11 protein-coding genes and 1 tRNA gene are annotated in these 12,154 nt (G+C 71.6%); 9 read left to right on the top strand and 3 right to left on the bottom strand.

The features are described from left to right. Positions 1 to 67 precede the first annotated feature (67 nt). On the bottom strand, positions 68 to 1,324 hold the full coding sequence (locus O7605_RS15910; RefSeq protein WP_269739912.1) for a hypothetical protein: 1,257 nt from the start codon (positions 1,322 to 1,324) through the stop codon (positions 68 to 70). 89 nt (positions 1,325 to 1,413) lie between these two features. On the opposite strand from O7605_RS15910, the gene O7605_RS15905 reads away from it, so the two are divergent. From O7605_RS15905 to O7605_RS15880, 6 genes are all read left to right on the top strand, one after another. After that, positions 1,414 to 2,322, top strand: coding sequence for a TatD family hydrolase (locus O7605_RS15905; RefSeq protein ID WP_269739911.1), 909 nt, complete (start codon positions 1,414 to 1,416; stop codon positions 2,320 to 2,322). Between the two features lie 18 nt (positions 2,323 to 2,340). Further along, a complete protein-coding gene (gene rsmA, locus O7605_RS15900) occupies positions 2,341 to 3,213 on the top strand; it encodes a 16S rRNA (adenine(1518)-N(6)/adenine(1519)-N(6))-dimethyltransferase RsmA (RefSeq protein ID WP_269739910.1) in 873 nt (290 codons plus the stop codon). Positions 3,214 to 3,290: 77 nt separating this feature from the next. Then, a complete protein-coding gene (locus O7605_RS15895) occupies positions 3,291 to 4,238 on the top strand; it encodes a 4-(cytidine 5'-diphospho)-2-C-methyl-D-erythritol kinase (protein WP_269739909.1) in 948 nt (315 codons plus the stop codon). Positions 4,239 to 4,495: 257 nt separating this feature from the next. After that, a complete protein-coding gene (locus tag O7605_RS15890) occupies positions 4,496 to 6,298 on the top strand; it encodes an ABC-F family ATP-binding cassette domain-containing protein (protein WP_269739908.1) in 1,803 nt (600 codons plus the stop codon). 125 nt (positions 6,299 to 6,423) lie between these two features. Continuing rightward, complete coding sequence (locus tag O7605_RS15885) at positions 6,424 to 6,879, top strand: DUF4383 domain-containing protein (protein WP_269739907.1); 456 nt, start codon at positions 6,424 to 6,426, stop codon at positions 6,877 to 6,879. A gap of 313 nt (positions 6,880 to 7,192) precedes the next feature. Then, complete coding sequence (locus O7605_RS15880; RefSeq protein WP_269739906.1) at positions 7,193 to 7,669, top strand: DUF4383 domain-containing protein; 477 nt, start codon at positions 7,193 to 7,195, stop codon at positions 7,667 to 7,669. A gap of 5 nt (positions 7,670 to 7,674) precedes the next feature. On the opposite strand, the gene O7605_RS15875 is transcribed toward O7605_RS15880, so the two are convergent. Next, positions 7,675 to 8,358, bottom strand: coding sequence for a TetR/AcrR family transcriptional regulator (locus tag O7605_RS15875; protein WP_269739905.1), 684 nt, complete (start codon positions 8,356 to 8,358; stop codon positions 7,675 to 7,677). A 106-nt stretch (positions 8,359 to 8,464) separates the two neighbouring features. Further along, positions 8,465 to 9,424 carry an acyl-CoA desaturase gene (locus O7605_RS15870; protein ID WP_269739904.1) on the bottom strand — a complete coding sequence of 320 codons (960 nt, stop codon included), beginning with the start codon at positions 9,422 to 9,424 and terminating at the stop codon, positions 8,465 to 8,467. 94 nt (positions 9,425 to 9,518) lie between these two features. Between O7605_RS15870 and O7605_RS15865 the strand changes: the two genes are divergently transcribed. From O7605_RS15865 to glmU, 3 genes are all read left to right on the top strand, one after another. Next, positions 9,519 to 10,409, top strand: a complete 891-nt coding sequence (locus tag O7605_RS15865) for a helix-turn-helix domain-containing protein (RefSeq protein ID WP_269739903.1) — start codon at positions 9,519 to 9,521, stop codon at positions 10,407 to 10,409. A gap of 47 nt (positions 10,410 to 10,456) precedes the next feature. Then, positions 10,457 to 10,527 (top strand) — tRNA-Gln (locus tag O7605_RS15860). A gap of 73 nt (positions 10,528 to 10,600) precedes the next feature. Next, complete coding sequence (gene glmU, locus O7605_RS15855) at positions 10,601 to 12,136, top strand: bifunctional UDP-N-acetylglucosamine diphosphorylase/glucosamine-1-phosphate N-acetyltransferase GlmU (RefSeq protein WP_332317131.1); 1,536 nt, start codon at positions 10,601 to 10,603, stop codon at positions 12,134 to 12,136. The last annotated feature ends 18 nt before the right edge of the window (positions 12,137 to 12,154 follow it).

The raw sequence follows: 12,154 nt of genomic DNA, 5'->3' as shown, positions 1-12,154 counted from the left end.
GGTGGGAAACCGAGGCTTCCCCGGCGGGCATCCGATATTCCTGCGCCGCTCGACCTGACGGGCCAGGTCAGAGAAGGTACGGGTGGTCCACCACCTGATCGTCGGTGACCTCACCGCCCGGGGCCCACGTCTCGTAGACGCCCCGTTCGTGACACTGTGCGCCGATCGCGGCGACCGCGTCCGGATCCGGACGTCGCAGCCGCAACCGCAGCCAGCCCGCCTCCTCACGCAACACCAGGCACGGCACCCCCCGCCAGGCGGCCAGGCGCACCCGTCGGCTCACCCCGTCGACCGGGTACCGGGCGGCCCGGGTCAACGCCAGCACCCGGAAATCGCCGGGCAGGTCGGCGACCGCCTCGTACTCCCCGCCCGCGTACGTGCCCACCAGGCGGGTCGACCGCGGCGCCTCCCCGGTCGGCACGTACTCCTGGTCCGGCGACAGACCCGGCACGGCGGCGAGCAGGTGTCGCCACTGTGGCCCGGCCATCCGCAGCCAGCCCCGCTGCTCGGCCTGGTAGGCGTAGAGCACCACCTCCACGCCCTGCGCCGGATAGGCCAGCAGGGTGGCGTTCGCCGGCATCGGCAGGTCGGCGAAGTCCCGGGTGACGAACTCGGGGATCAGGTGGTGACTGCTGGGCGTGAAGCCGGTACCCAGCACCGCCGGACCCAACCGGTCCCGGGCACCCAGCGCCGTCAGGCCCCGGTACGCCGCACCCGCCGGCACGTCGTAGTCGCCCGGGTCGGCGGCCCGCCAGCGCAACGCGTACGTCACGTCCGCACCGTCGCGGCTGTCCTCGCCGTCGGTGCGCAGCACACTTGTCGTCGCCGGGGTGCGCAGGTGCGCCACGTCGTGTTCCCGGTAGCAGAACCCGTGCGGGAGCCAGCCCCGGACGTATCCGGCGAGCTGCCGGGCCGAGAGGATCTTCATCATCCGGGTGCCACGCCGTACGCCCGCCGAGGCGCGTACCGCGGTGACCAACGGGTCGTCCGCGGCGGCCGGCTGCTGCGCGAGTCGGTGCACCTCCGACCAACCCCGCTCCCGGTGCAGCGGCACCAGCAGCGGCGGCTCCGGGTCCTCGGCCTGCTCGGTCCCCCCGTGCACGGCGCCGACCTCGGTGACGTGCACGAACCGTCGCCACGGCAGCCCTGAGTTGGGTCGGGGTGCCCATTCGAAACCGGCCACCTCGTCGGCGCTGAACAACTCGTACGCCGCGCCCCGGGCGATCTCCTCGGCCGGGTACACCGCGCCGCCGAACGCCACCCGCAGACCGGTCCGCTCCGGCACCGTCCCGCCGGGCCGAAAGAGCTCGCTTCGCGCGTCCACTCCGCGACGGTAGGGGTGCGGGGCGTAGCCGAGGTGAACTCCGGGTGGCTTCCGGGTGGACTCGTGCGGTGTGTGATCCTGTCGAGGAGATGAGCGAGCCCACCGAGTCCCGTAGCCAGCGCGCGGCCCGCCGCGCCGGAGAGTTCCCACCCGCACCCGAGCCGCTGCCCCGCCCGGTGCTGGACAGCCACACCCACCTCGACATCACCGTCAGCGAGGCCGGCGTGCCCGGTGGCGGCGACGTCGCCGACCCGGTCGCGGCGGCCATCGACGTCGCCGCCGCCGTGGGGGTGGACCGACTGGTCCAGGTCGGGGTGGACGTCACCTCCTCCCGCTGGGGTGTCGAGGTGGCCGCCAGGTACCCGGCGGTGCTGGCCACGGTCGCGCTGCATCCCAACGAGGCGCCCCGGCTCGCCGACCTCGACGAGGCCCTGCGCGAGATCGAGGCACTGGCCGGGCAGGACCGGGTCCGCGGTGTCGGCGAGACGGGGATGGACCGCTACCGCACCGGTGACGAGGGCCGCGCCGCGCAGGAGGAGAGCTTCCGGGCACACATCGCCATCGCCAAGCGGTACGGCCGGACGCTGGTGATCCATGACCGGGACGCGCACGCCGACGTGCTGCGCATCCTCGACGACGAAGGCGCACCGGACACGGTGGTGATGCACTGCTTCTCCGGCGACGCCGAGTTCGCCGCCGAGTGTGTCCGCCGGGGCTACCTGCTCAGCTTCGCCGGCACGGTCACCTTCGCCAGCGCCGGCGCGCTGCGCGAGGCCGCCGCGTTGACCCCCCTGGACCAGATCCTGGTGGAGACCGACGCGCCGTACCTCACCCCCGTGCCGCACCGTGGCCGGCCCAACGCCTCCTACCTCATCCCGCTGACCGTCCGGGCGCTGGCCGCCGCCACCGGCTCCGACCTCGACGTGCTCTGCGCCGCCATCTCGGCTACCGGGGAACGCGCCTTCGGCCCCTGGCAGCCGGTCGACGTCGGGGGCTGACCCGTACGCTGTCGGGTTATGGCCGCAGACCTGCTCGGCCCGGCGGAGATCCGGGACCTCGCCGCCCGGCTCGGCGTCGCGCCCACCAAGAAACTCGGCCAGAACTTCGTGCACGACCCCAACACGGTCCGCCGGATCGTCGCCACCGCCGGGCTCACCGCCGACGACGTGGCGGTGGAGGTCGGCCCCGGGCTCGGCTCGCTCACCCTCGCCCTGCTCCCCGTCGCCGCCCACGTGCACGCCGTCGAGATCGACGCCACGCTGGCCGGCGCGCTCCCCGGCACCGCCGCCCGGCACGCCGGCCCGGCCGCCGCCCGGCTCAGCGTGCACCACGCCGACGCCCTGCGGATCAGCGCCGCCGACCTGGGCGATCCGGCGCCCACCGCACTGGTGGCGAACCTGCCCTACAACGTCGCCGTGCCCGTGGTGCTGCACCTGCTCGCCGAGTTGCCGAGCCTCCGGCACGGGCTGGTGATGGTGCAGAAGGAGGTCGCCGACCGGCTCGTCGCCGGTCCCGGCTCCAAGGTGTACGGCATACCGTCGGTCAAGCTCGCCTGGTACGCCCACGCCCGGGCCGCCGGAAAGGTGCCGCCGAACGTGTTCTGGCCGGTGCCCAACGTCGACTCCGGCCTGGTCGCCTTCACCCGCCGCGAGCCACCCCGCGCCGACGTACCCCGCCACCAGGTCTTCTCAGTGGTGGACGCCGCCTTCGCGCAGCGGCGCAAGACGCTGCGGGCCGCCCTGGCCGGCTGGGCCGGCGGTGCCGACCGGGCCGCCGCGGCGCTCACCGCCGCCGGCGTGGACCCCGGCGCACGCGGCGAGTCACTCACCGTCGATCAGTTCGCCGCCGTGGCCGCGTCGGCCCCGAGCCGTACGCCGGCAGCCCAGTAGGCTGAGCCCGTGCCTGCCGAGGAGCTGATCGTGACCAAGCCGTTCGACGTGCGGTTGCCCGTCCGGGACATCACCCCGTGACCGAGGCCTGGCGACCGGACGACGACGAGCCGCGCGGGGCGAGCGGGCCGGTCCGGGTACGGGTGCCCGCCAAGGTCAACCTGCATCTGGGGGTCGGCCCGCTGCGCCGGGACGGCTACCACGAGCTGAACACCGTCTACCACGCGATCTCGATCTACGACGAGTTGACCGCGCGGCGCGGCGACACCCTCACCCTCACCATGGAGGGCGAGGGCACCGGGGAACTCGCCCTCGACGACTCCAACCTGATCATCCGAGCGGCGCACGCCCTCGCCGGGTACGCCGGCGTCATGCCGCACGCCCGGCTGCACCTGCGCAAGCAGATCCCACTGGCCGGCGGGCTCGCGGGCGGCAGCGCGGACGCCGCGGCCGCCCTGGTCGCCTGCGACGCCCTCTGGGGTACCGGCCTGTCCCGTGACGAGCTGGCGAGCATCGCCGCCGACCTCGGCTCGGACGTGCCCTTCCTGATCCACGGCGGTACCGCGCTGGGCACCGGCCGAGGCGAGGCGGTCAGCCCGGTGTTGGCCCGCCCCACCTCCTGGCACTGGGTGGTCGCCATCGCCGACGGCGGTCTGTCCACGCCGCAGGCGTACCGGGAACTCGACCGGCTCCGCGAGGCCGGCGCCGCCGGGCCGCCGCTGGGCAGCACGGACGGTCTGCTCGCCGCGCTGCGACAACGTGACCCCCGGGTGCTCGCCCCGACCCTCGGCAACGACCTTCAGGACGCCGCCCTGGCCATGCGGCCGTCGCTGGCGAACACCCTGAAGGCCGGCGAGGCGGCCGGGGCGCTGGCCGGCATCGTCTCCGGCTCGGGTCCCACCTGCGTGTTCCTCACCGCCGACGCCACCGACGCCGAACGCGTCGCCGCCGAACTGGAGGCCGCCGGGGTGTGCCGGCAGGCCCGCGTCGCCCACGGCCCGGTACACGGGGCCCGGATCACCTGACGGTCGACGGACCGCCCGGCCGGGCTGGCCCTACTGCGCCAGAGCGGGTCGGGTGCGGCCCCCACCGGCCGCCGGCGAACGGATCGCGCCGGACACCGCTGTGGCCGGCACGTCGCGTGTCGAGCCGACGGCGACGACGCATCGCGCCTGGGATCGGGCGGTCGCCGGGAGACCGGGGTGCTCCGCGTACCCTGGAACGACAGGCGTCCCCAGGTGCCCGCCGGCACCGGGACGCCTTGATCATGAAAGGTGGGTACGTGGCCAACATCGTCAACCTGGACCGGGTGTCCAAGGGCTACGGCGCGGCCGGGCCACTGCTCACCGAGGTCTCGCTCGGCCTGGACGACGCCGACCGGATCGGCGTCGTCGGGCTCAACGGCGCCGGCAAGTCCACGCTGCTACGAATGTTGACCCGTACCGAGGAACCCGACGACGGCCGGGTCACCCACCGTCGTGACCTGCGAGTCGCCTGGCTGCCACAGAATCTCACCCTCAGCCCCGAGGCCACCGTCCGCGACGTCGTCCTCGGCACCGAGTGGCTCGCCGAGAGCATGGGCGCGGAGCACGAATGGGCCGGCGACGCCGGCGTACGCGCCATCCTCGACGGGCTGGGCATGCCCCACCTGGGTCTCGACGCCCCGGTCGGGCCGATGTCCGGTGGCGAACGCCGCCGGGTGGCCCTGGCCGCCCTGCTGGTCCGCGACGCCGACCTGCTCATCCTCGACGAACCCACCAACCACCTCGACGTCAGCGGCGTCGACTGGCTGGCCCGGCACCTGCTCAGCCGCAAGGGTGCCCTGGTCGTGGTCACCCACGACCGCTGGTTCCTCGACGCCGTCTGCACCACCACCTGGGAGGTCGCCGACCAGACCGTGCGGGCCTACGAGGGTGGCTACGCGGCCTGGATCCTCGCCCGCGCCGAGCGGGAACGGATCGCCGCCGCCACCGAGGCCCGCCGGCAGAACCTGCTCCGCAAGGAGATCGCCTGGCTGCGCCGCGGCCCGCCGGCCCGTACCTCGAAGCCGAAGTTCCGCATCGACGCCGCCAACGCGCTCATCGCCGACGTGCCGCCGCCGCGCGACACCACGTCGCTGCAACGGCTGGCCACCGCCCGGCTCGGCAAGCAGGTGTACGACCTGGAACACGTCCGGTTGCACGCCGGTCCCAAGACCATCCTCGACGAGGTCAGTTGGCAGGTCGGCCCCGGCGACCGGGTCGCCATCCTCGGCGCCAACGGCGCGGGCAAGACCACCCTGCTGCGGATGCTGGCCGGCGTCACCCGGCCCGACAGCGGGCGGCTGATCACCGGCAGCACCGTACGGCCCGCCTTCCTCTCCCAGGAACTCGCCGAACTACCAAGCGACCTGCGTGTCCTCGAAGCCGTCGAGGAGGTCGCCCGGCGGGTCCGCCTCGGCGACCGGGAGATCTCCGCCGCGCAGCTCGCCGAGGTGTTCGGTTTCGACGACCGGCGCCTCTGGACCCCGGTGGGCGACCTCTCCGGCGGCGAGCGGCGTCGACTCCAGATGCTGCGACTGCTGGCCGGCGAACCGAACGTGCTGCTGCTCGACGAACCCACGAACGACCTCGACACCGACACCCTCGCCGCGTTGGAGGACCTGCTCGACTCCTGGCCCGGCACGATCGTGGTGGCCAGCCACGACCGCTACCTGATCGAGCGGGTGACCGACACCGCGTACGGCATGTTCGGCGACGGCCGGCTGGTGCACCTGCCCGGCGGTGTCGACGAGTACCTCGCTCGTGCCAACGACCGGCCAGGGCCCGGGCGAACCCCGCCGCCCGCGGCACCGACCACCGCCCCGGCCGCTGGCGGGATGAGCGCCGCCGAGGCCCGGCAGGCCCGCAAGGAACTGGCCCGCCTCGAACGGCAGGTCGGCAAGCTGGAACAGAAGGAGGCCACCCTGCTGGACCAACTCGCCGCGAACGCCACCGACTACAGCAAGGTGGCCGAGCTGGACGCCCAGCTCACCCAGGTACGCGGCGAGCGTGAGGAGGCCGAGCAGGCCTGGCTGGCCCTGGCCGACGAGATCCCCGCCAGCTGACCCGGCCCACCCGGCCGGTCGCCCTGCCCTGACGTGCCGTTTCCGGGACCCCGTGTGCGGCGTCACAGCGCCGGATGCGGGAGAATCGCCGTCGACCCTCACCCAACGGCGTTGGAGAAACAGACATGGCCCACACCCCCGTCAACCACCCCGCGCGGCCGATCTACCGGGCGATCGGCGGGCTCGTCGGTCTGTACCTGGTGGTCTTCGGTGTGATCGGCTTCCTGACCAGCACCGGTGAGCCCTTCTTCAGCCAGGGCGACACCCAGGCCCTGGGGCAGGGGACGAACCTCGGCTTCTCGCTGTTCAGCATCGTGGTCGGTGCGATCGTGCTGGCCGGCACCGCCATCGGGCGCAACCTCGACGTGTTGATCAACCAGTGGTCGGCCTATCTGATCATGGTGGTCAGCCTGGCGGGCCTCGCCTTCATCCGTACCGAGGCCAACATCTTCAACCTCAGTGTCGCCACGGTGGTCGTCCAGATGGTGCTCAGCCTGGTGCTGCTGATGGCTGGCATGTACGGAAAGGTCGGCAGCGACGACGAGCACGAGGCGTGGCAGAAGGCTCGGCTCGTGCTCTGAGGTTTCGCTTCTGGTTTCGGTTGTGGGTTTTCGTCGGAGCCTGACCCGTCTCGGTTTCCGGTTGTGGGTTTTCGCCGGAGCCCGACCCGCTCCGGGCGGTCAGGCTTGATCCCTGCGCGGGTCGGGCTCCGGCGAAAACCTGTCGGGGTTGCGCATCCGCCGGAGCGCCCGGCCGGAGGGCGGGGATCTAGAGGCTGGTTGCGCCTCGGCCAGCCTCGCGGGGGGTTGCTGCTGCTGAGTTGGCGTTCTGGGGACGTGGGCTGCGCGGCTGGGGGACAATGTTCTTGTTGTCCCGCTTTGCGTGGAGGAGTCGATGCCGCACTTTCCGGTGAACCACCCGGCGCGGCCGTTCTACCGGGCGCTGTCCGGTCTGGTCGGGCTCTACATCCTGATCTTCGGCGTCTGGGGGACCGCCCTCACCTGGGGAGACCCGCTGTTCGGCCGGAACGGCAACTGGGCGCTCGGGCTCCGCACCAACCTGGCCTTCTCGCTGGCCTCCATCGGCTTCGGGATCGTGCTCATCATCGGCGCGTCCCGGCGAACCAACCTCGGCCACTACATGAACCTCACCGCCGGAGCGGTCTTCCTGGTCACCAGCATCCTGATGATGTCGGTGCTGCAGACCGAGGCCAACTTCCTGAACTTCTCCATGTCCACGGTGATCGTCTCAATGCTCTTCGGCCTGATCCTGCTCGGCACCGGCCTCTATGACAAAGTCGGTCCGCACGAGGACGCCGAGGCCGAGCGAAGCCGCCGGAACCACCCCGTCGCCGAGATCCACCGGCGCTGAGCCACTCAGCGTCCGGCTGCGGTGATCAGCCCCGGCTTGGCCTCCAGGTGCGACAACCCGTTCCAGGAGAGGTTCACCAGGTGCGCGGCTACCGTCTCCTTACGCGGCTTACGCACCTCCAGCCACCAGCGGCCGGTCAACGCGACCATGCCCACCAGCGCCTGCGCGTACAACTCGGCCAACTTCGGTTCGTAACCTCGGCTGGAGAACTCCGCGCCGAGGATGTGCTCCACCTGGTGCGCCACGTCGTTCATCACGCTGCTGAAGTTGCCGGTCGCCGAGAGCACCGGCGACTCCCGCACCAGCACCCGGAACCCGCTGGTCTCCTCCTCGATGTAGCCGAGCAGCGCCAGGGCGGCCTGTTCCAGCAGCTCCCGTGGATGACCCGCGGTCAACGCCGTGGTGATCCGATCAAGCAGGGACCGGACCTCCCGGTCCACCACCACCGCGTAGAGCCCTTCCTTGCCGCCGAAGTGCTCGTAGACCACCGGCTTGGAAACCTTCGCCCGCGACGCGACCTCCTCGATCGAGGTGGCGTCGAAACCGCGCTCGGCGAAGATCTGCCGACCGATCGAGATCAACTGCTCGCGGCGCTGAGCGGCGGACATGCGTACCCGGGCCGGCGGCTTGCCCGGCGCCGGCACCACGCGCCGCCGCCTGCCACCCTCCTCGCGGGGAGTCTCGGCCATCTCGTCACCTCGCTGGCGCTCGGTGACGCCCTGTCGTGGGATGCTGCCTGTCTTCCGCCCGGTCACCCGAACATACTGCCAGGTAACTTGCGGGTTGGCCGCCCGGTTACCGCGGGGCTGCCGGCTTGGCCAGCTTCGCCGCGATCCGTTCCGGCCTCGGCCAGCGCACGTCCCACGCCGCGCCGAGCCTCTCGAACAGCCAGATCACCCGGGCCGAGATGTCGATCTGCCCCCGCAGCACCCCGTGCCGGGCACTCGTCGGGTCGGCGTGGTGCAGGTTGTGCCAGCTCTCGCCGAAGGACAGCAACGCCAAGGGCCAGAAGTTCGCCGCCCGGTCGCCGTGACGCATCATGAACGGCCGCTCCCCGTACACGTGGCACACCGAGTTGATCGACCAGGTGACGTGGTGCAGCAACGAGATGCGGACCAGTCCCGCCCAGAACAGTGCGCTCAACGCGCCCTGCCAGGACCACGTCAACAGCCAGCCCATGAACGCCGGCCCGAGCACCGAGACGACAACCAGCACCGGGAAGAGCCGGTCCATCCGCCGGATGTCCCGGTCGGCCAGCAGGTCCGGCGCGAAGCGCTCCCGGTTGGACAGTTCCCGGCCGAACAGCCAGCCCATGTGCGCGTGGAACAGTCCCTTGGTCAGACCCCGCACCGTGGTGCCGAACCGCCACGGCGAGTGCGGGTCCCCTTCCAGATCGGAGAAGGCGTGGTGCCGCCGGTGATCGGCCACCCACTGGATGATCTCGCCCTGCACGGCGAGGGAGCCCGAGGCGGCCATCGCGATGCGCAACCACCGCTTGGCCTTGAACGATCCGTGGGTGAAGTAACGGTGGTAGCCGACCGTGATGCCCAGGCCCGACAGCACGTACCAGAAGGCGGCGATGCCCACGTCGACCCAGCTGAGCCAGCCACCCCAGGCCACCGGCACGGCGGCGATCAGCGCCGCGAACGGGATCACCACGAAGGACCAGAGCGCGATCAGGATGCCGCGTGACTGGGTGCCCTGGGTGAGTGGCTTGGGAGTGGCCGGTTGCGGGTCGAGCACGGTGGCGGACATGGCACCTCGCAGGGGACGGTCGGTTCGCGAATCTACGCCTACGTCACCGTAACTTAAGGGTCCGGAAGATCGCATCGGACAGCGACCTGAATGGATGCCCGACGTGTCGTACGCGTGTCCTAACCTGCACCGCATGACCGCTTTCGACGCCACCGAGGTGCGCCGGTTGCGTACCGAGGAGCAGCTCTCGGTGCGCGAGATCCGCGCTCGTACGGGCCTCGGCCGGAACCGCATCCACGAGCTGCTGCGGGGCGTCCCCGCGCCGGACCGGACCAGACGCCCCCGGGCAAAGGACGACCTGCGCGCCGAGGCGGTGGCGCTGCGCTCGACGGGGCATCCGGTGCCGGAGATCGCGCGACGGCTCGGCGTGAGCCGGTCGACGGCGTACCTCTGGGTGCGGCACATTCCGCTCGAGCGCGACCCCGAGGAGGTGCGGGAGCGTCGGCGTGCCCACGCGAAGTTGATGACGGACGCCCAGTGGGAGGAGCATCGCCGGATCCGTGATGCCGCGCGAGTCGCGACGGTTGACGCCGCAGCTGCCTGGGTCAAGAGCCTTCGCTATCGCGACCTCGTACTGGTCGGGGCGGCCCTCTACTGGGCTGAGGGCACCAAGGCCAAGCCCTGGCGGCCACACGACTGCCGGGTCCGTTTCGTGAACAGCGATCCAGCGTTGGTGGCCCTGTTCATCGAGTTCGTGGAGGCGTTGGGCGAGCGGCGTGCAGCGCTGCGTTACCGGGTCGCGATCCACGAGTCGGCCGACGCTGCCGAGGCGGTCAACTGGTGGGCTGGGCAGATCGGCGTGCCGGCCGAGGTGTTCCAGCCCTCGACGTTGAAGCGGCATCGCCCGACAACCGTTCGCCGCCACACGGGAACGACCTATCGCGGCTGTCTGAGTGTCGAGGTGCCGCGATCCCGTCGGTTGTACTGGAAGGTCGAAGGGATCATGAAGGGTGTGGCCGATGGCATCGGAACGACGAAACGCTAAGGTGTAGTGGAGTACAGCTAGTGGCGAGTTTTGTCCGCTTTAGCCCATCCCGGGTCGTCTAATGGCAGGACGTCAGGTTTTGGTCCTGATTATAGGGGTTCGAATCCTCTCCCGGGAGCTTCCGCTGATCTGCGGCTGATGTCTGGTTAGCATGGCCGCGAGACTGTCCGCGTTCCGACGGGAGCCACGTCGTGCCCGAGCCCCACACCCGTACCGTCGTCGTGCTCGCCGCCGGTGAGGGCAAGCGGATGAAGTCCTCGTTGCCCAAGGTCCTGCACCCACTGCTCGGCCGGACGCTGGTGGGCCACGTCCTCAACGCGGCCGACCCGCTGGGCGCGGCGCGCACCCTGGTGGTGGTGGGGCACGGTGCCGACCAGGTCCGCGCCCACCTCGCCGGGATCGCTCCCGAGGCCACCGCGGTTCACCAGGCCGAACAGCTCGGCACCGGGCACGCGGTGCGGATCGCGCTGGAGGCCGCCCCGGAGGTCACCGGCACGGTGGTGGTGCTCAACGGCGACGTGCCGTTGCTGCGGCCGGAGACGGTCGGTGAGCTGGTGGCGGCGCACGAGGGCGAGGGCGCCGCGGCGACCGTGCTCGCGGCGGAGGTGCCGGACCCGACCGGGCTCGGACGCATCGTGCGGGACGCCGCGGGCCGGCTGGAGCAGATCGTCGAGCAGCGTGACGCGAGCGCCGCCCAGCTGGCGCTTCGGGAGATCAACGCGGGCATCTACGCGTTCGACGCGGCTCGGTTGCGGGACGTGCTCGGCAAGCTGTCGACCGACAACGACCAGGGCGAGGAGTACCTCACCGACGTCTTCAAGATGCTGGTGTCCGCCGGCGAGCCGGTGGGGGTGCACCTGGCCGTCGACCACACCGAGACGCTTGGCTGCAACGACCGGGTGGAGCTGGCGGCGTTGCGTCGGCTGCTGCGTGACCGGGTCAACGAGCGGTGGATGCGGGCCGGCGTCAGCCTGCTCGACCCCGAGACCACCTGGATCGACGTGACCGTGGCCCTGGACCGGGACGCGGTGGTGGATCAGAACACCCAGTTGCGGGGCGGTTCGGTGGTGGGCGCCGACGCGGTGGTCGGGCCGGACGTGACGTTGATCGACACGGTGGTGGGGCCCGGCGCGACGGTGGTGCGCAGCCACGCGGTCGGTGCGGAGGTGGGGCCGGGCGCCAGCGTCGGGCCGTACGCGTACCTGCGGCCGGACGCCCGGCTGGCGGAGCGGGCGAAGGTCGGCACGTTCGTCGAGGTGAAGAACTCGGAGATCGGCGCCGGCTCGAAGGTGCCGCACCTGACGTACGTGGGTGACGCCACGATCGGCGAGCAGAGCAACATCGGTGCGGCGTCGGTGTTCGTGAATTACGACGGGGTGCGGAAGCACCGCACGGTGATCGGCAGTCATGCCCGGACGGGCGCGGACAACATGTTCGTCGCGCCGGTCGAGGTGGGTGACGGGGCGTACACCGCCGCCGGTTCGGTGATCATCGAGAACGTGCCGGCGGGTGCGATGGGTGTGGCTCGGGCCCGGCAGCGCAACATCGAGGGCTGGGTACTCAAGCGTCGGGCCGGTACCGCCGCCGCCGAGGCGGCCGAGCGTGCCCTGGGCGGTACGCAGGGTCCTCCGGCCGGCCCGTCCTCGGCAAGTGAAGGTGAGCCAATCCACGGCGGTGCCGAGTCGGTGGGCGGTACGCCCGAGCCGGGAGATACTGCAACCGAATAGTCCCCGGCCGACCACCAC

This window comes from Verrucosispora sp. WMMA2121 (assembly GCF_027460185.1).
Taxonomy (GTDB): Bacteria; Actinomycetota; Actinomycetes; order Mycobacteriales; family Micromonosporaceae; genus Micromonospora; species Micromonospora palythoicola.
This window is presented reverse-complemented; position numbering and strand designations above follow the sequence as displayed.

Excerpts from the sequence above, each read along its gene's own strand:
- O7605_RS15885 (WP_269739907.1), top strand. The coding sequence starts at position 6,424 with ATGGCCCACACCCCCGTCAACCACCCCGCGCGGCCGATCTACCGGGCG.
- rsmA (WP_269739910.1), top strand. The coding sequence starts at position 2,341 with ATGGCCGCAGACCTGCTCGGCCCGGCGGAGATCCGGGACCTCGCCGCC.
- O7605_RS15870 (WP_269739904.1), bottom strand. The coding sequence starts at position 9,424 with ATGTCCGCCACCGTGCTCGACCCGCAACCGGCCACTCCCAAGCCACTC.
- O7605_RS15905 (WP_269739911.1), top strand. The coding sequence starts at position 1,414 with ATGAGCGAGCCCACCGAGTCCCGTAGCCAGCGCGCGGCCCGCCGCGCC.
- O7605_RS15865 (WP_269739903.1), top strand. The coding sequence starts at position 9,519 with ATGCCCGACGTGTCGTACGCGTGTCCTAACCTGCACCGCATGACCGCT.
- O7605_RS15880 (WP_269739906.1), top strand. The coding sequence starts at position 7,193 with ATGCCGCACTTTCCGGTGAACCACCCGGCGCGGCCGTTCTACCGGGCG.
- O7605_RS15875 (WP_269739905.1), bottom strand. The coding sequence starts at position 8,358 with ATGGCCGAGACTCCCCGCGAGGAGGGTGGCAGGCGGCGGCGCGTGGTG.